Source organism: Streptomyces sp. NPDC051987 (assembly GCF_040680735.1).
GTDB lineage: Bacteria > Actinomycetota > Actinomycetes > Streptomycetales > Streptomycetaceae > Streptomyces.
In genome coordinates, this window is the sequence record NZ_JBFAXI010000075.1 from 22,821 (window position 1) to 40,956 (window position 18,136).

Annotated in this window: 13 protein-coding genes and 3 pseudogenes; 11 read left to right on the top strand and 5 right to left on the bottom strand. The window is 70.1% G+C overall.

Features of this window, described 5'->3' with window-relative positions:
- The first annotated feature begins 4 nt into the window (after positions 1-4).
- The 5 genes and pseudogenes from AB0M11_RS30555 to AB0M11_RS30575 all read left to right on the top strand — a co-directional run.
- Positions 5-859: a carbohydrate ABC transporter permease gene (locus AB0M11_RS30555; protein WP_365711160.1), complete on the top strand. Its 855-nt coding sequence runs from the start codon at positions 5-7 to the stop codon at positions 857-859.
- A gap of 8 nt (positions 860-867) precedes the next feature.
- A complete protein-coding gene (locus tag AB0M11_RS30560; RefSeq protein ID WP_365711162.1) occupies positions 868-2,916 on the top strand; it encodes a hypothetical protein in 2,049 nt (682 codons plus the stop codon).
- Complete coding sequence (locus AB0M11_RS30565) at positions 2,913-3,260, top strand: L-rhamnose mutarotase (RefSeq protein WP_365711164.1); 348 nt, start codon at positions 2,913-2,915, stop codon at positions 3,258-3,260. The genes AB0M11_RS30560 and AB0M11_RS30565 overlap by 4 nt, the downstream gene beginning before the upstream one ends.
- 38 nt (positions 3,261-3,298) lie before the next feature.
- Positions 3,299-4,204, top strand: coding sequence for an amidohydrolase family protein (locus AB0M11_RS30570; RefSeq protein ID WP_365711166.1), 906 nt, complete (start codon positions 3,299-3,301; stop codon positions 4,202-4,204).
- Between the two features lie 130 nt (positions 4,205-4,334).
- Positions 4,335-4,430, top strand: a pseudogene (locus AB0M11_RS30575) (2-deoxy-D-gluconate 3-dehydrogenase); the annotation flags it as partial.
- Positions 4,431-5,277: 847 nt separating this feature from the next.
- Here AB0M11_RS30575 and AB0M11_RS30580 read toward each other — a convergent pair.
- The 5 genes and pseudogenes from AB0M11_RS30580 to AB0M11_RS30600 form a co-directional block, all read right to left on the bottom strand.
- On the bottom strand, positions 5,278-6,270 hold the full coding sequence (locus tag AB0M11_RS30580; protein ID WP_365711168.1) for a hypothetical protein: 993 nt from the start codon (positions 6,268-6,270) through the stop codon (positions 5,278-5,280).
- A 197-nt stretch (positions 6,271-6,467) separates the two neighbouring features.
- Positions 6,468-7,373 (bottom strand): NADP-dependent oxidoreductase, encoded by a 906-nt coding sequence (locus tag AB0M11_RS30585; RefSeq protein WP_365711170.1) that lies wholly within the window; start codon positions 7,371-7,373, stop codon positions 6,468-6,470.
- Positions 7,374-7,455: 82 nt separating this feature from the next.
- Positions 7,456-7,680 (bottom strand): zinc-binding dehydrogenase, encoded by a 225-nt coding sequence (locus tag AB0M11_RS30590; RefSeq protein WP_365711172.1) that lies wholly within the window; start codon positions 7,678-7,680, stop codon positions 7,456-7,458.
- 21 nt (positions 7,681-7,701) lie between these two features.
- Positions 7,702-8,735: pseudogene (locus AB0M11_RS30595) on the bottom strand (alpha/beta hydrolase).
- A gap of 264 nt (positions 8,736-8,999) precedes the next feature.
- A pseudogene (locus AB0M11_RS30600) lies at positions 9,000-9,880 on the bottom strand (NADP-dependent oxidoreductase).
- A gap of 135 nt (positions 9,881-10,015) precedes the next feature.
- Between AB0M11_RS30600 and AB0M11_RS30605 the strand changes: the two are divergent.
- The 6 genes from AB0M11_RS30605 (at position 10,016) to bioD (ending at position 18,051) form a co-directional block, all read left to right on the top strand.
- Positions 10,016-10,714 carry a helix-turn-helix domain-containing protein gene (locus AB0M11_RS30605; protein WP_365711174.1) on the top strand — a complete coding sequence of 233 codons (699 nt, stop codon included), beginning with the start codon at positions 10,016-10,018 and terminating at the stop codon, positions 10,712-10,714.
- A 266-nt stretch (positions 10,715-10,980) separates the two neighbouring features.
- Entirely contained in the window at positions 10,981-11,103 is a 123-nt protein-coding gene (locus AB0M11_RS30610; protein WP_365711176.1) for a hypothetical protein, read from the top strand.
- Positions 11,104-11,864: 761 nt separating this feature from the next.
- On the top strand, positions 11,865-14,555 hold the full coding sequence (locus tag AB0M11_RS30615; protein ID WP_365711178.1) for an RICIN domain-containing protein: 2,691 nt from the start codon (positions 11,865-11,867) through the stop codon (positions 14,553-14,555).
- Between the two features lie 283 nt (positions 14,556-14,838).
- The gene (gene bioB / locus AB0M11_RS30620) at positions 14,839-16,053 is read left to right on the top strand and encodes a biotin synthase BioB (protein WP_365711180.1); all 1,215 of its coding nucleotides are present in this window, start codon (positions 14,839-14,841) and stop codon (positions 16,051-16,053) included.
- Positions 16,046-17,332, top strand: a complete 1,287-nt coding sequence (locus AB0M11_RS30625) for an adenosylmethionine--8-amino-7-oxononanoate transaminase (protein ID WP_365711182.1) — start codon at positions 16,046-16,048, stop codon at positions 17,330-17,332. Before bioB ends, AB0M11_RS30625 begins: the two co-directional genes overlap by 8 nt.
- 2 nt (positions 17,333-17,334) lie before the next feature.
- On the top strand, positions 17,335-18,051 hold the full coding sequence (gene bioD / locus AB0M11_RS30630) for a dethiobiotin synthase (RefSeq protein WP_365711186.1): 717 nt from the start codon (positions 17,335-17,337) through the stop codon (positions 18,049-18,051).
- The last annotated feature ends 85 nt before the right edge of the window (positions 18,052-18,136 follow it).

Here is an 18,136-nt window from a genome sequence, read left to right on the forward strand (position 1 = left end):
GCACGTGGGCTCAGGGCTGCTGGCGGGTTCGGTGCTCACCGTGTTCGTGGTGTTCTTCGTGCTGCCCGTGATCTGGCTGCTGCTCGCGGCGACCAAGACCGACCAGCAACTCGTCCACGGCAACCCGCTCTCCTTCGGATCCTGGCACGCGCTGACAGCCAACTGGCACGCGCTGACCGCCTTCCAGGACGACGCCATCCTGCTGTGGCTGCGCAACTCCGCCCTCTACGCCGCGATCTCCCTGGTCATCACGCTCTGCCTGGCCATACCCGCCGGATACGCGCTGGCCATGACCGAGTTCCGCGGCCGGCACACGCTGCTGATCGCGACCCTGGTCGTGATGCTCATGCCCAACGCCACCCTGGTGGTGCCGCTGTTCCTGGAGATCAACGCGGTGCACCTGATCGGCACCATGTGGTCGATCATCCTGCCGTACTCGTTCTACCCGTTCGGGGTGTACCTCACCTACATCTACTTCACCACCGCCGTGCCCCGGGACCTCCTGGCCGCAGCCCGCATGGACGGCTGCTCGGAGTTCGGCGTCTTCCGCCATGTGGCCCTGCCGCTGGCGACCCCCGTCATCGCGCTCGTCGGGTTCTTCAGCTTCGTCGCCAACTGGACGAACTACTTCCTGCCCTACGTGATGCTCCCCGACAGCGACCAGATGCCCGTCCAGGTGGGCGTCGGCAGCCTGCTCAGCAACGTGCCGTCGTTCAACCCGACCGTCGGCAACCTCGCCATCCAACGCCCGCAACTGGCACTGGCCACACTGGTCGCCATCACCCCCGTCCTCGTCGTGTTCCTGTTCGCCCAGCGCTTCCTGGTCAGCGGAATGCTCGCCGGCGCCACCAAGGAGTGACCGCTCTCATGCCCTCCAGCCCCCACCCCCACATCTCCGGCGACCCCGGCGACGACACCCCGGCCGCCGACCGCGCCGCACCCGCACCCGCACCCGCACCCGCACCCGACGTTCAGGCTTCGGTGCCGCTGCTCGAACCCCCCGGCTGGGCCGTCGCCCAGCGCGCCCTGTTCGAGCTGCTCGACCACGCCTGGCGGCGCTTCGAGGACGCCTTCACCGGCCCCGACGGACGCCTGAACTACCACGGGCAGCTGACCACCCGCGACGGCGTCGACGACTTCTACGAAGTGTTCTTCAACTGGCCCCAGCTCTACCTCCTCGGCGGCGCCGACGACCTCCTGCCCGCCAGCGAGCAGCACTGGGAGGGCGTCACCCGGCAGCTGACCGAACTGAACATGCTGCGCGAGGAGTACGAGCGCGGCTACGACTGGTTCCACCAGGGCGAGAGCCTGCTCCTGCTGTACTTCCTGTGCATGGCCGCACCCGACCGCTGGCGCGAGCGCGCCCTGCGCTTCGCCGAGCTGTACGTCGACCCGGCCAAGGGCAACTACGACCCCGCCCACCGCATCATCACCCGCCCCCACAACGGCAGCGACCCCGACCGCACCGGCCTCTTCGACGGCGACGTCTACCCCTGGCTGCAGAAGGAAGCAGACACCTACGGCTACCCCCTCGAATGGCTCCCCCAAGCCCAGGACGGCCCCTACCCGCTCTCCGCCGACCCGCGCCTGGGCGAGCAGATGCGCGACCGGACGGGCGTCGGCGACACCACGATGAACCTCGCCGCGGCCGGACTCGTCCTCAACGCCTGGATCCTGACCGGCGAGGAACGCTACCGCGACTGGATCACCGAGTACGTCGGCGCCTGGCGCGAACGCACCCAGGCCAACGGCGGCCTGATCCCGGACAACGTCAGCCCCGACGGCATCGTCGGCGGCCTGCTGGAAGGCCGCTGGTACGGCGGCCACTACGGCTGGTCCTGGCCGCACGGCTGGCACAGCCTCGGCCACGCAGCCTGCGTGGCCGCACTCGCAGCCGCCACCGTCACCGGCGACGACGACTACCTCTCCATGGTCGCCACCTCACTCGACACCCTCATCGACCACGCCAAGGTCATGCCCCACACCGAGGCCGACTCCAGCCTGCCCTCCAAATGGGCCGTCGAACTCGGCCCCGACGACCGCCACACACCCACCCCGCACCTGCCCTTCCGCCACAACGACTCCGGCTGGTTCGACCACAACCCCGCCACACCCCCCGTACCGGTGGCCCTGTGGCACCACACCTTCTCCGCCGCCGACCGCGCCCGGCTGGAGCACCTGCGCGAGACGGACGGCATCGACTGGCGCACCGTACGGCCCTTCCGGTCCAAGGAGGACTCCGGACACGAGAAAGCCTGGTTCGCCTTCCTCGCCGGCGACGACCCCGGCTACCCCGAACGCATCCTCGCCGCCGCCCAGGCCCAGATCCGCCACCGGCTACGGCGCATCGACCGCTACCGCGACCTGGACGTACCCGAAGCCGACATCCACGTCTGGCAGCAGTGCAACCCCGTGGTCACCGAAGCCCTGGTCCAGCTGACCTGGGGCGGCCCCCAGGTCCTGTATCAAGGCGGACTGCAGCAGGCCCGGCTGCGCTACCACGACGCCGACGCCCGCCGCGCCGGCCTGCCCGCCGACATCGCCGCACTGGTCACCTCCATCGACCCCCAGGCAACCACCGTCGAACTCCTCAACCTCTCCCCCGAAACCGACCGCACCGTCATCGTCCAGGCCGGCGCCTTCGCCGAACACACCATCACCACCGTCCGGTACACCACCTGCACCGACGACAGCTGGATCGGCGACATGTACGACTACGGCCACACCGAACCGACCGTCACCGAGACCGAAACCACATGCGACGGACCGTTCCTGACAGTCCGTCTGCCCGCTTCCACCCGCATCCGGCTCACCCTGCGCCTCCAACTGCGCACCCGTACTCCCAGCTACCGCACTCCGTTCGACAACCCGGCCGACGGCTCCAACTCCACCACCACGACAGGGGAATCGGCGTGAAGCGCATCGCCCAGACCATCAGACTCCGCCCCGAACACCGCGAGGAATACCTGCGGCTCCACTCCGCGGTGTGGCCAGGAGTCGAAGCGGCCCTGCACCGGGCGAACATCCGCAACTACAGCATCTTCCTCCACGGTGACGCGCTGTTTGCCTACCTGGAGTACCACGGCGAGAACTTCGAGGCCGACATGGCCTCCATCGAGGCCGACCCCGAGACCCAGCGCTGGTGGAAGCTCACCGACCCCTGCCAGGAACCCTGGCCCGACCGGGGCGACTCCCGCCAGTGGACCGAACTCCCCGAGATCTGGCACCTGAGCCCGCCTGCCGACGACGCCACCGCCTGACCGGGCCCACGCCCGCCCGACCCGACTTGGACCAGCCCGTGAACACATCCGTGCTCGTCGACGCCCACCACCACCTGTGGGACCTCTCCCACCGACCCCAGCCCTGGCTGGACGACCCCGGCGTGGCGTCGATCCGCCGCACCTTCACCCCCGAGGACCTGCGCACCACCGCCACTCACCCCATTGCGGGCCGACAGCTGCACAGCACGGTGGTCGTCCAGTGCATAGCGGAGGTCGCCGAGACCGAGGACCTGCTGGCACTCGCCGAACAGGAGCCGCTGATCCGTGCCGTGGTCGGCTGGGCGGATCTGACGTCCCCGGCGATCGGGGACGTGCTCGACAGGCTGATCGACGGGCCTGGCGGCGTGTACCTGCGCTCCCTGCGCCACCTCGTCCAGGGCGAGACGGACCCCGACTGGCTGCAACGCCCGGACGTGGAACGCGGACTGGGGGCGGCCCGGGATCGCGGACTGCGCTACGACGTGCTGGTGCGCGACCACCAGCTCGTTCAGGCGATCCGGCTCGCGGAGCGCTTCCCCGACCTGCCCCAGGTGCTCGACCACGCGGGCAAGCCGGACATCGCCCGAGGGGACATCGCCGACTGGGAACGCCGGATACGGCAACTGGCCGGGCACCCGCAGGTGATGTGCAAGGTCTCGGGTCTGATCACCGAGGCCGACCACGAGAAGTGGACCGTCGACGACATCCGCCCCGTCTGGGACGTGCTGCTCTCCGCCTTCGGCCCCGACCGGCTGATGTTCGGCTCGGACTGGCCGGTCGCCAACCTGGCGGGCGGCTGGAACCGGTGGGCCGCCACCGTGGACGAACTGCTCACCGGCTGGAGCGAGGGCGATGTCCACGCCCTCCTGGCCGGCACGGCCGGCGCGTTCTACGGCCTTGCCCCCGTCGCTGGAGAAGGGCAGGCCTCCGCCCCGACCACCTGACCCGCTCCCACCCGCGGCGACAGCCACCACCGCAGGCCGCACCCACCACACCGACCCGCATGAACCGGCACCAACCCACGCCGGGCTCACCGCCATGGACGCCGAGCCACTCGCCGTCGACCTCACGGGCGACCTCACGGGCGGCACCGTGCTCCTCGCCTCCGGCGCCGCCGCCTACCCGCACGGCGCCGCCCTGCCGGTCGACGGCGGCCGGCTGGGCCGGTGAGGCCGGTGACCGCCGAAACCACTGCCCTCATTCAACCGAGCGTCATCAACGTCCCCCTCGGCATGCGCGACCCCGAGCACGATCCGCCGCAACGTGGAGCTCCACGCCCGGCGTGTCCCCGACAGCCTGTGGGACGGACTGAGACGCCATCCGCTTTCCGATCAGCGGGTTTGTTGGTCGAACAAGGGTCTTGATCGGGTGATCGCGGTGGGGTCGGTGCATGAAGGCAGGGCCTCGCGGTAGCTCGGGGTTGTCGAAGCCAACGAGCACCGGGAGGCCCTGCTGCTGCAGTCTGTCGCGCTTGCGTCCGTGGAGTCCAACGCGCCGTCTCCGGCGTGTGACTGTCTCGCGCACAGGTTCGGCAACGCGGCGGACGGGCCGGACCGCGTCCCGTGTTACGGCTCCGACCTGACGGAGGCCGAATGGCAGGTCATCCGGCCGCTGCTGCCGATCCCCACGTGGCTTCAGGGGCGGGGCGGCAGACCGGAGGGCCATTGCCACCGCGTCATGCTGGATGCGATCCGCTATCCACGACTCCGATGAGGCGGACGGTGCCCTGGGAGAAGGCGGCCACCCAGGGCAGTTGTTCGGTCAGCTTGTCCTGGGCCGGGTGGACTTGGTGACACCTGCCATGGCGAACACGGCGGCGAGCACCGCCTGCACGATCCACAGGACGACGTTCACGGGAGAGGATCTTTCGGGGAGGGAAGGAGAGAGGGGCCGGGAAGGAGCGCGCGGGCGCCCCTTCCCGGGGGCGGCCGAAGGGCGGAACGTGCCGACCGCCGGGGCCGGCGATGCCGAGAACCATCAATGATCACCCGTTCTCGGCTCGGGCGAGGCAGCTGTGTCAGTCCTCGATGGAGAGGGCCGCCAGGGACCGCATGGCCGGATCACTGTGCCGCGAACCGTCCCAGACGGTGCTGAGCCGGGTTATCCTGCCCGCGCTGTCGAGCTGCAGTGCGGTGACGCCGCTCAGTTCCGGCCTGCCGTCCACAACCCACTCGTAGCCGCCGCCTTGTGCGCTGCCGAGCACGTGGCGGACCACCGCCCCCGGCCCGTACGGCAGCTGGGGCAGCGCTCGGTGAAGGTAGCGGCCGATCGCCAGCCGTCCCTCCAGGCCGGCTCTCGTGGTCAGGTCCTCGAAGACGGCGTCGGCGGAGAACAGCGCTGCGCTCCGTGCGGCGTCGCCCGCCCCCATCGCGGCGCCCAGTTGACGGGCAACCCTGTCGATGGCCGGGGATGCGTTCTGCCGTACTTTCTCCACGCCGAGGGTGCGCGGGTACTGGTCGACCGGGGCACGGCCGGTGATGAAGGGATTGCGCCGTCCGTCCCAGTAGTCGACCTGGCGGGTGATCCTGCCGTCCTTGAAGTCGAACGTGGAAAGGCCGCGGATTTCCGCCCCGAACATTTCGGGTGTGTCGACGAAGTGGACGATGGCGCTGTTGGTGTCGCCGAAGATGCGCAGCGGGTACGCCAGCGCGCCCGGTGCCCAGCTGCTCATGGCCTGGGTGTTCGCTTCCTTCATGATGGTCCAGTCGGTCACGACGACGCTGCCGCCGAGAACGCCGTCGTAGTAGCCGACTTGGGACCGGAGGTAGTGCTCCATGAAGGCGTCGGAGTCACGCAGGTCCTTGGCCGTGTAGTAGCTGCGGAAGAAGGCCACTGCCCTCTTGGAGGCGTGGCTGGTGTCCGCGACATCCGGGTAGACACCGGCGCGGCGTTCGGCTGGTCCGGACCGCGTCGTCGCCGGTGCGGCCCCGGCGGCCGGAGCGGAACCGAGAAGTGCCAGTCCCGTGGCAGCGCCGCCGACGGCGGTCAGGAGTGCTCGTCTGTGCATCATGAACCAATCTGGGTCATGGGCCGTTGTGTCGGCGGCCCGGGTAGGCAGGTGTGCAGGTGGGATGCGATGGGCACGGCATCATGCCCAGCCAGGTCGAAACGGGGTAAGGGGGATGGGTCGGCGTCGCAGGAGGTCTTGGCGTAGGCGGCGATCGTGTTGAGCAGGGTGGTGCCGATCGCCGGGGCCGTGCGGCCTGCTCAGATCGTGATGACGAGCTTGCCCCGGGCGTGGCCGGCCTCGCTGCGGGCGTGGGCCTCGGCGATCCGGTCGAGGGGGTACGTGGCTTCGATGTGCGGGACGTACGCGCCGACCCCTCCCAGGTACGCGGCCTCCACCAGCGAGGCCGGCGTGGGGACGTCGGGGGAGGCCGAGAGACGGGCGCCGTGCTGCTGAGCGGTCGGGTCGGCGATGGAGACGACGGCTGCCGGAGTGGGCGCGATCTTGACGAGGTCCGGCAGGGAGCCGGCGCCCGCCAAGTCGGCGACGGCATCCACACCGGCGGGAGCGAGCGCGCTCACGCGGTCCGCCAGCCCAGGCCCGTAGGTCGTGGGCGTGGCGCCGAGCGAGCGCAGGTATTCCTGGTTGCCCTCGCCGGCGGTGCCGATCACGGTGGCTCCCCGGGCGACGGCGAACTGGACCAAGGCACTGCCGACACCACCGGAGGCACCCTCGACCAGCAGCGTGCTGCCCGCACCGACCTTCAGCTCGTTCAGCACGCGGACCGCCGTCTCGGCCGCCACCCCCACGGCCGCGGCCTGCTCCATCGTCCACGCGTCCGGTACCGGCGCCCATTCGTAGAGCACCGCGTACTCGGCCGTGGTCCCCACGGCCGAGTTCCCGAACACCCGGTCGCCGACGGCGACACCCGTCACGCCGTCACCGGCCTTGTCCACCACTCCGGCTGCGTCCCGGCCCGGGATCTTCGGGAACTGCAGCGGCATCATCTCCTTCAGGTACCCGGCCCGGAGTTTGACGTCGATCGGGTTGACACTGGCGGCCTCGACCCGGATCCGGACCTCGCCCGGACCGGCGTGCGGCTCGGGCACGTCCTCGACCCTCAGCACCGACGGGTCGCCGTACTCGTGGTAGGTCACTGCTCGCATCGAAATGGACCTCCAAGTCCTTTGTGGAATCGGGTAATTGGGAGTCGATAGTTGGGTGGGTGGGCGCCATGCTGCGGGGCGCTCAGGCGGCCTCGGTGGCCGTGACGATGACCTTTCCGCGGGCGCGTTCCGTGTGGCGATAGACCATCGCGTCGGCCGTGTCGCGCAGCGGGTAGGTCCGGTCGATGACGGGTGTGAGCTTTCCGGCCGTGACGACCTCGCTCAGCTGCTCAAAGTCCGAGGCGGTGGGCATGACCGCGAGCGCCAGCACCTTCTGGCTGATGAGCGGTGACAGCGCCAGGCCCACCGTTGATCGGTGGATCCAGGCTCAGCCGCGCCACGCCGGGCCGCCGTGCTTGGCCAGGAACCGCGCCTGCTCGGCGAGGATCTCGGCGTTCTCGGCCGCGCCAGGGGCGAAGCCCACGAAACCGTGGTGCGGAACCGCGTCCCAGACGTGCAGCTCGGCCTCGACCTCAGCGTCGCGCAGTGCCCGGTGCAGGCGGACAGCATTGGAGAGGAAGACGTCGCGCGTGCCACTCTGCACGAGGGCCGGCGGGAAACCGCGGCTGAAGTCGGCGAAGATCGGCGACAGGTACGGGTCGGCTGGGTCGTGGTCGCCAACGTAGAGCTTGGCGGCGTCCGATATCCAGGCGGGCAGCCTTGGGTCGATCGACTGCAGCGTGTGGAACGAGTCACCGGACTCGGTCATGTCGCACTCCGGCGTGTTCACCATCAGCGCGCCGGGGAGCGGCAGCCCTTCATCGCGAGCCCGCAATATCGCGCCGGCCGCGAGGCCGCCCCGCTGGACTGACCCCACAGGACGACGTTGGCGGGCTCGTGACGCTCAAGAACGTAGCGGTAGACGGCCAGCGTGTCGTCGAGTGCTGCCGGGTAAGGATGGTCGGGGGGCATGCGGTAGTCAACCGAGTACGACGGACAGTTCCACTGGGCCGTGGCCTCCGCCGCCGGGCGGCGGGCGTTGGCACCCCCGAAGAGGATGAACGCGCCGCCGTGGACGGTGATCACGGCGCGCTCGTTGTTCTGACCCGCGGGGCGTGTCGGCGTCCCGACGTGGACGACGGTCTCGCCGAGCGTGACCGTCTCGATTGCCGCCACCTCCTTCGTCGCCTGCAGGACGGCGTCGACCACCGGAGCCGTGGCCGCGTTCCACTGGTCGACCAGCTTTCGCCAAGCGTCCTTGTCCTCGGGCGACGGAAGCGCCGTCTGGGGCGGCGGCTGCGTCGAAAGCGCCCGGCGCATTGGCTCACTGATCGATCCTGGCAGGGGAATCGTGCGCGGGCCGACTGTGATCGTGCCCTCGGGGTCGACACTGATGTCGACGGCCGACTCGCTAGTGGTCATACTGGCGTCTCTCCAAGGTAGTCGCGGTCTTCGTAGAACGTGAAAGTGGCGGTCCCGCTGGTGGGGCCGTAGCCGGCGGCGAAGACGCGCCGGCCCCTGGTGACCGGCCTGACCTCGATCCGAGCCGCCGTCCTCGGGCCGGCGGTGCCGGCGGACGGCGCCTGACCCCACGTAACCCGCCGGAGGTGTGGGTTACGGCGTGGGCGGCGCCGGCCGCCAGGGCCAGTTGACGATGGGCGGGGAAGGCGCCGGGCCGCGCGGTGGTCAGAGCCGGATGACGAGCTTTCCCCGAGCGTGTCCGGCTTGGCTGCGGGCATGCGCCTCGGCGATCTGGTCGAGGGCGAAGCCGGCGTCGACGTACGGGACGTAGCTCCCGGCCGTTCCCAAGGCCGCGGCCTCGACCAGCGAGGCCGGCGTGGGGTCGTCGGGCGCGGTCGACAGGCGGGCGCCGTGCTCCTGGGCGGTGTGGTCGGCGATCGAGACGACGTCGGCGGCACTGGGTGCGATCTTGACAAGGTCCGGCAGGGAGCCGGCGCCCGCCACGTCGAGCACGACGTCCACGCCGGCAGGGGCGAGCGCGCGGACGCGGTCGGGATGGCGCCGAGCGAACGCAGGAACTCGTGGTAGCCCTCGCCGGCCGTGCCGATCACGGTGGCTCCCCGGGCGACGGCGAACTGGACGACAGCGCTGCCGACCCCACCCGCGGCTCCCTCGACCAGCAGGGTGCTGCCGGGCCGGACGCCCAGCTGGTTCAGTACACGGATCGCGGTTTCGGCCGCCACCCCCACGGCCGCGGCCTGCTCCATCGTCCACGCGTCCGGCACCCGCGCCCACTCGTAGAGCACCGCGTACTCGGCCGTGGTCCCCACGCTCGTGTTGCCGAACACCCGGTCGCCGACCGCGATGCCGGCCACACCTTCACCGACCTCGTCCACCACTTCGGCCGCGTCCCGGCCCGGGACCTTCGGGAACTGCAGCGGAAACATCTCGCGCAGGTATCCGGCCCGCAGCTTCCAGCCGATCGGGGTGACGCCGGCCGCGGCGACGCGGATCCGGATCTGTCCCGGGCCGGCATGCGGCTCGGGCACCTCCTCGACCGTCAACACCGACGGATCGCCGTACCGGTGGTAAGTCACTGCTCGCACCGAAAGGACGCCTCTCAGGTCGCGTGGGCGCAAGACCCACCGCCCGTCTGCGGGCGCCAGTTAAGTGGAGCCCTTCCTTCACTTCACCGTAGCACGAAAGTGGCGGATGTCCGCCACTTGTGCGATCGTGGAGCCGTGCCCGAACGAACGTCGCCCGAGCGGCCCCTGCGCGTCGATGCCGCCCGCAACCGTGCCTTGATCGTGGCCGCGGCGCAGCGCGCCTTCGCCGAGTCCGGCCTGCAGGTGCCGTTCGACGAGATCGCCCGGCGGGCCGGGGTCGGCGAGGCCACCGTGCACCGCCGATTCCCGGACCGGGCATCGTTGATCGCCGCCGCGTTCGGCGACAAGATGCGCGCCTACGCCGACGCGGGCGCCGAGGCCCTCGCCGAGCCGGACCCGTGGCGGGGGTTCTGCGGTTACGTGCGCCGCGTGTGCGCCATGCAGTCCGGCGACCGGGGCTTCGCCGACCTGCTCACGCTCACCTTCGCCCCAGTCAACCCGGCGACCGAGGAGCTGGAGAACCGGCGCGACTGCGCATACAACGACTGGGTCACCATCGTCGACAAGGCCAAAGCGGCCGGCCGGCTCCGGCCGGACTTCCATCCCCACGACATGGTCGTGCTGCTGATGGCCAACGCGGGCGTCGTCGCCGCCACCGCAGGCACCGCACCCGAAGCCTGGCAACGCCACGTGGAATACCTGCTGCAAGCCTTCGCGGCCGGCGACCCCCGGCCGCTTCCGGCACCGCCGGCGCACGACGCCCTCTTCCGGGCCATGCAACGCACTCAGGGCATCATCCCTGATCGGCCACCCAGCGACGATCCACCGCCATGACCGGAACATCCCTGCGGTCACATCACGGTCTCGAGTGATCCCCTCAGACACCGAGGCAGGGGGCAGCGGTATCGGGGTGACGATCGCCCGGGGGTTGGCACGCACGCATGGCGGCGACCTGACCGCCGCCTCGCCCTGGTTGGGGCGCGGCACGACGTTTAGCGCCCAGTTCCAAAAAACGCTCCGATCCACACTGCCGCGGAGCACGTACAAGCCGGGGGCGTGCACGCCGCGGACGCTGCCGCCGAGCGTGGGGCGCCGCCGTCATGCCCTCGGTCCGTCTGGACACCACCGACCCCGCCACCGCACTCACCAACGGCTCCGCGACCGCGACGGGCGGCTCGGCCGGCACCTCGGCCACCGTCACGCGGGCATCCGCCAGACGCTGAAGCGCCCGTTCCGCCTCGCCGAGGGCAGCCTCCACTCGCTCGGCCTCCTCCCGCAGCCGTGCCACCTCTTCCCGGACCTTCTTCTCCCGGGCCTCCAGCAAACCGAGCACCGACGGCACCAGCCACCTCCACCAGCGACACGAGCAGACGAACCACGCCCAGCTCTCCCGCCACCAGCCGGAGTTCATGCCCACCCAGCCCGAACCAAACGATCACGTTCGGAAAGCGGATGGCTTCTGAGCGACAGCACTCCGACTCCGGCCGCGGCCGCCACTCAGGCGACCTGCGTAGCCGCGGTCGGCGTAGAGCGCTACCGGTCGTTGTCGCGTTCGTCCGCGCCGGCCGCGTCCGGGCGGGACGACCTGGATGCGAGCCGAGACCGCCGGCAGGTCATGCCGGAGCCGAAGCCCAGCTCCGCCCGACTTGGGAATTCCGAGAGACGGCGCCGGCGTAGGTCCGGGCGGCGGACCACGGGTACAGGGGCGAGCGGGGCGAGTGGGCCGAGTGATAAGTAGTACTCATTTGTGGGAAGCCGGCTCGCCGGACTTGGCGAATCGCACACCGCTCGGTGATCTTTGATTGAGAGCGAGTAGCCGCTCTAGCTGCAGCGATGGGGCTCCGCGTGGCCAGACCTAGCGATTCCTTGTGTCGATGATGTTGCCGCTGAGAAAAATAAGTATGCCTATCACCTTGACCGCGACGCCCTCCTGCATCGATAAATGCCACTCATAAGAGCGGGGTTCAGAGGAGGAACACCACAGATGAGACCCCTACGCATCGGAGCGGGAGCAGTGAAGGCGCTCGCAGCGGCTGCCGTCGTCTTCGCAGCCGTACTGCCTGCCCAACCTGCCTACGCGGCGACGACGAACTTCTATGTCGACCCGGTCAACGGCAACGACAGCAACTCAGGAACCAGCACTGCCGCAGCGTTCAGGACCGTACAGGCCGCCCAGGCCGCGGTCCGGGCCGTCAACGCGAACATGTCCGACGACATCGTCGTGAACCTGCGGGGCGGCACCTACTCCCTCACGGCCCCGATCACCTTCGGTACCAGCGACTCGGGCACGAACGGCCACACGGTCGTCTACCAGGCCTACAACGGCGAGACGCCCGTCATCACCGGTGGCAAGGCGATCACCGGGTGGACCGCGGCCAGCAACGGCGAGTACAAGGCGTCCGTGGGCAGCCTCAACTTCCGGCAGCTGTACGTCAACGGGGTCCGCGCCACCCGGGCCCGCTTCCCCGACCTCGGCACGGACTTCCAGCTCCAGGGCAGCGACAAGACCAACAAGCTGCTGAAGGTGCTCAGCTCCCAGGTCTCCAACTGGAACAACCTCAGCCAGGTCGAGATGATGCTGGAAACGCAGTGGGGCGAGAGCTACCTGCGGCTGAAGTCGTTCACCTCCGCGGGCGGCATCGCGAACGTGTCGATCCAGGACCACGAGGCGGGCATCCTCTTCCCGCGCCCCTGGCCCCAGCTCTCCGACGGCTCCCCCCTGCACTTCGAGAACGCCCACGAGTTCCTCAACGAACCGGGCGAGTTCTACGTCGACACGGCCGCGCAGACCGTCTACTACAAGCCCCGCCCCGGCGAGGACATGTCCACGGCCTCCGTGCAGGCGCCGACGCTGAAGACGCTCTTCGACATCAAGGGCACCAGCCTCGACAGTCCCGTCCATGACCTGCGCTTCTCCGGGATCACCTTCACCGGGACCACCTGGATGGAAGCGACCGACAACGGCTACCTCAACGGCCAGGGCGGCAACTACAACATCTCCGCCGACTCGTCCAACCACCAGTACGTCGGCCGCCCGCCGGCCGGGGTCCAGGCGGCGGACGCCGACCGTGTCTCCTTCACCGGGAACACCTTCACGCAGATGGGCGCCAGCGCCCTCGATCTGTCCCACGGTGTGCACGACAGCACCGTGACGGGCAATCTCGTCTACGACATCGCCGGCAACGGGATCATGGTCGGCAAGTTCTCCGACCCGACCGTGGAGATGCACACCGTCTACAACCCGCCCACCTCACCGGCAGGTGAGGACGCCCGGGAAGTGGTCAAGAACATCACCGTCAAGGACAACCTGATCACCCGGATCGGCGAGGACTACCCGGGAACCGCGGGCATCAACGCGGGCTTCGTCAACAGCACCGCCATCGACCACAACGACATCTCCGACACCCCGTGGGCTGGGATCTCGCTGGGCTGGGGCTGGCAGTCGGCGGCCAACGCCGAAGGCAACAACAGCATCAGCTACAACCGGATCGGCAACGTGATGAACCGGCTCTGCGACTCCGCCGCCATCTACCACCTCTCCAACGACCCGGGCACCGTCATCAACGGCAACTACATCCACGACGTGGTGAGGACGCCGGCCGCCTGCGGCTCAGCCGTGGCCGGCCTCTACACGGACGAGGGGTCGAACAACATGACCCTCTCGAACAACGTGCTGTCGCAGACGGACGGTTTCATCAACCAGAACGCCAACGGCTCCAACGTCACGCTCACCAACAACACGACGTCCGGCGACTCGGTCATCAAGGCCTCCGGTCTTGAGTCCGCCTACCAGGGGCTGGCGGCGAAGCTCAACCTCGCCTACAACAAACCGGCGTCCGCGTCGTCGGTCTACGCCTCCTTCACGCCCGCCTCCAACGCCGTCGACAACAACGGCACGACCGGCTGGTCGCCGACCGGCAGCGACACCTCCGCCTGGTGGCAGGTCGACCTCGGACAGGCCTACCAGCTCGGACAGTTCTCCCTGACCACCCGCCAGGACCTCGACCAGTCCGAGACCCGCGGCAACTTCGAGATCCGGGCATCCAACGACCCGTCCTTCGCCACCTACACCGTCGTAGGACGCCAGACGAGCACCCTGCCGCTCGCCGCCACCCTCACCGGTGACATCGACGTCCGCCAGGCCTTCCGCTACATCCGCGTCGCCAAGACCGACGGCGCCTACTTCTACATCACGGACTTCAGCGTGCAGCAAGCCGGCGGAGCGCTCGAGGACTCCACCGGTACACCGAACACCAACCCCACGACCTTCTACACGATCAAGAACGTCAACAGCGGGCAGCTGATGGACGTGTACCAGGCCTCCACCGCCGACGGCGCGAGCGTCATCCAGTGGCCGAACAACAGCGGGACCAACCAGCAGTGGAACATCGTCCCGGTCAGCGGTCAGCTCTACAAGATCGTGAACAGGAACAGCGGCAAGGTCCTGGACTTCGGCTGGGCCAGCCACTGGAGGGGTACCGCGCTGCAGCAGAGCACCTACAACGGCAGCAACAACCAGCTGTGGTACTTCGAGCCGACCAGCGGTGGCTACCTGATCCGCAACTTCGAGAGCAGGCAGATCCTGGAGGTGAGCGGCGGCTCGACCGCGAACGGGGCCACCATCGATCAGTACATGCCCCTGAACCAGTCCAACCAGGCTTGGACGATCCAGTGACAGGGTGACCGACGCAGGACCGCAGACGGTGGGGCAGGGGGCGACGGCCTCCCTGCCCCACCGATCATTGGGATGCAGGCCGCCGAGACCTGCGAGGGCATGCCTGCCGCTCGGACCCGGTCCCGCCACGCGGTCCCCCTTCGGGCCTCTGACCTGGTCTTCCGTGCTCTCTGTAGACCCTGCGTCCTGGGGCGGGCATGTTACATACCCCACACGTCGAACTGACAGGGTTGTGCAAACTCTCCTTGGCCCGGAGCAGCCTCGTAGTAGAGGATCGGCTCTCATGGACCTGCTGAACACGCTGGTGGACAAGGGGCTTCGGCGCGAGCTGCCGACCCGCGAGGAAGCGCTCGCCGTGCTGGCGACCTCCGACGACGACGTGCTCGACGTGGTGGCCGCGGCCGGCAAGGTACGCCGGCAGTGGTTCGGCCGGCGCGTGAAACTCAACTACCTGGTCAACCTCAAGTCGGGACTGTGTCCGGAGGACTGCTCCTACTGCTCGCAGCGGCTGGGCTCCACCACCGGGATCCTGAAGTACACCTGGCTGAAACCCGACGAGGCCTCCAAGGCAGCCGCCGCGGGCCTGGCCGGGGGCGCCAAGCGGGTCTGCCTGGTGGCCAGCGGGCGCGGTCCGACCGACCGGGACGTGGACCGGGTCGCCGGCACCATCAAGGCGATCAAGGAGCAGAACGAGGGCGTCGAGGTGTGCGCCTGCCTCGGTCTGCTCTCCGACGGGCAGGCGGAGCGACTGCGCGAGGCGGGCGCGGACGCCTACAACCACAACCTCAACACGTCCGAGGGGACGTACGGGGACATCACGACCACGCACACGTACGCCGACCGGGTGGACACGGTCAACAAGGCGCACGCGGCGGGGCTGTCGGCCTGCTCGGGCCTGATCGCCGGCATGGGCGAGTCGGACGAGGACCTGGTCGACGTGGTCTTCTCGCTGCGCGAGCTGGACCCGGACTCCGTTCCGGTGAACTTCCTGATCCCGGTCGAGGGCACCCCGCTGGCCAAGGAGTGGAACCTCACCCCGCAGCGCTGCCTGCGCATCCTGGCGATGGTGCGGTTCGTCTGCCCCGACGTCGAGGTCCGGATCGCGGGCGGCCGCGAGGTGCACCTGCGCACCATGCAGCCGCTCGCGCTGCACCTGGCCAACTCGATCTTCCTCGGCGACTACCTGACCACCGAGGGCCAGGCGGGCAAGGCGGACCTGGAGATGATCGCGGACGCCGGGTTCGTGGTGGAGGGCGCGGACGAGGTGACGCTGCCTGAGCACCGGGCGGCGGGCGGTGTCTGCGGGTCGCACGCCGAGGGAGGGTGCGGGTCCGGTTGCGGGGCGCACGCCGACGCCGGGTGCGGCTCGCACGAAGGCGCGGGGTGCGGCTCGCACGAAGCTGTCGGCGCCGCGGCCGTCCCCGCCAACGAGCCGCGCACCGATCTGGTCGCCGTCCGCCGCCGGGGGGCCGGCACGGATCTCGCGCCCAATGCCTGACCCCGGCCTGAGCGTCCCCGAGCTGCTGGAGCTCGACCGCCGGCACGTGTGGCACCCGTACGGTCCGATGCCCGGCCGGGCCGAACCGCTCGTCGTGGAGTCGGCGAGCGGGGTCCGGCTGAGGCTGGCCGACGGCTCGGGCGAGCTGGTCGACGGCATGTCGTCGTGGTGGTCGGCGATCCACGGCTACAACCACCCGGTGCTCAACGAGGCGGCGCGCGGGCAGCTCGGCCGGATGAGCCATGTGATGTTCGGCGGGCTCACCCATGAGCCCGCCGTCCGCCTGGCCAAGCTCCTGGTCGACATCTCGCCCGCCGGCCTGGAGCACGTCTTCCTCGCCGACTCGGGGTCGGTGTCGGTCGAGGTCGCGGTGAAGATGTGCCTGCAGTACTGGCGCTCCCTCGGCCGGCCCGCCAAGCAGCGCCTGCTGACCTGGCGCGGAGGCTACCACGGCGACACCTGGCAGCCGATGTCCGTCTGCGACCCCGACGGCGGGATGCACGAACTCTGGTCCGGGGTGCTGCCCCGCCAGGTGTTCGCCGACGCGCCGCCGACCCAGTACGACGAGGCGTACGCCGACCACCTGCGGTCCATGGTCGAACGGCACGCGCACGAGCTGGCCGCGGTGATCGTGGAGCCGGTGGTGCAGGGGGCCGGCGGGATGCGCTTCCACTCCCCCGCCTACCTGCGGGTGCTGCGCGAGGCGTGCGACGTGCACGACGTGCTGCTGGTGTTCGACGAGATCGCCACCGGCCTCGGCCGTACCGGCGCGCTGTTCGCGGCGGACCACGCGGGGGTCACCCCGGACGTGATGTGCGTGGGAAAGGCGCTGACCGGCGGCTACCTGACGATGGCGGCGACCCTGTGCACGCCCGGGGTGGCCGAGGGCATCTCGCGGGGCGAGGTGCCGGTGCTGGCCCACGGCCCGACCTTCATGGGCAATCCGCTCGCCGCCTCCGTGGCCTGCGCCTCGCTCGGGCTGCTGCTGGGCCAGGACTGGCTCGCGGAGGTCAAGCGGATCGAGGCGGGGCTGTGGGAGGGGCTGGAACCCGCCCGGGAGCTCCCCGGGGTGCGGGACGTCCGGGTCCTCGGCGCCATCGGCGTCGTCCAACTCGACCACGACGTCGACATGAGGGCCGCCACGGCGGCCGCGGTGCGCGAGGGCGTGTGGCTGCGGCCCTTCCGTGACCTGGTGTACACGATGCCGCCGTACGTCACGGGTGACGCGGACGTGGCACGGATCGCGCGCGCGGTGTGCGCCGCAGCCCGGGAGGGATGAACTTGCCGATCCTGGTGATCACGGGGACGGGCACGGAGGTCGGCAAGACGGTCACCACGGCCGCGGTCGCCGCAGCCGCGCTCGCCGCGGGCCGCTCGGTGGCGGTACTGAAGGCCGCGCAGACGGGGGTGGGACCGGGCGAACGCGGGGACGCCGAGGAGGTCGCGCGGCTCGCCGGGGCCGTGACGGCGGCCGAAGTGGCACGGTTCCCCGAGCCGTTGGCGCCGGGCACGGCGGCCCGCAGGGCGGGCCTGGCCCCCGTGCGGCCTGCGGACGTGGCGGAGGCCGCCGCCAAGCTGGCGACCGAGCACGAGCTGGTGCTGGTCGAGGGCGCGGGCGGCCTGCTCGTCCGGTTCGACGCGACGGGCGGCACGCTGGCGGACGCGGCCCGGCTGCTGAACGCGCCGGTGCTGGTGGTGGCGTCGGCGGGGCTCGGCACCCTGAACACCACAGAGCTGACGGCCCGTGAACTGCGCTTGCGCGAGCTGGAGTTGCTGGGTGTGGTGATCGGCAGCTGGCCCGACTCCCCCGATCTGGCGTCGCGGTGCAATGTCGCCGACCTGCCGGAGGTGGCCGGGGCGCCGCTGCTGGGCGCGGTGCCCGCGGGGGCCGGGGCGCTGACGCCCACCGGCTTCCGCGCGGCGGCGCCGGGTTGGCTGTCGCCGCGGCTGGACGGGAGCTGGGACGCGGAGGCCTTCCGGGTACGGGAGGCGCCCTAGGGGTGCAGGCCGTTGGTCAGGTGCGGCTGCGTGGGGACTGGTCGCGCAGTTCCCCGCGCCCCTAAAAGAAGGGGGTCGGCGACGC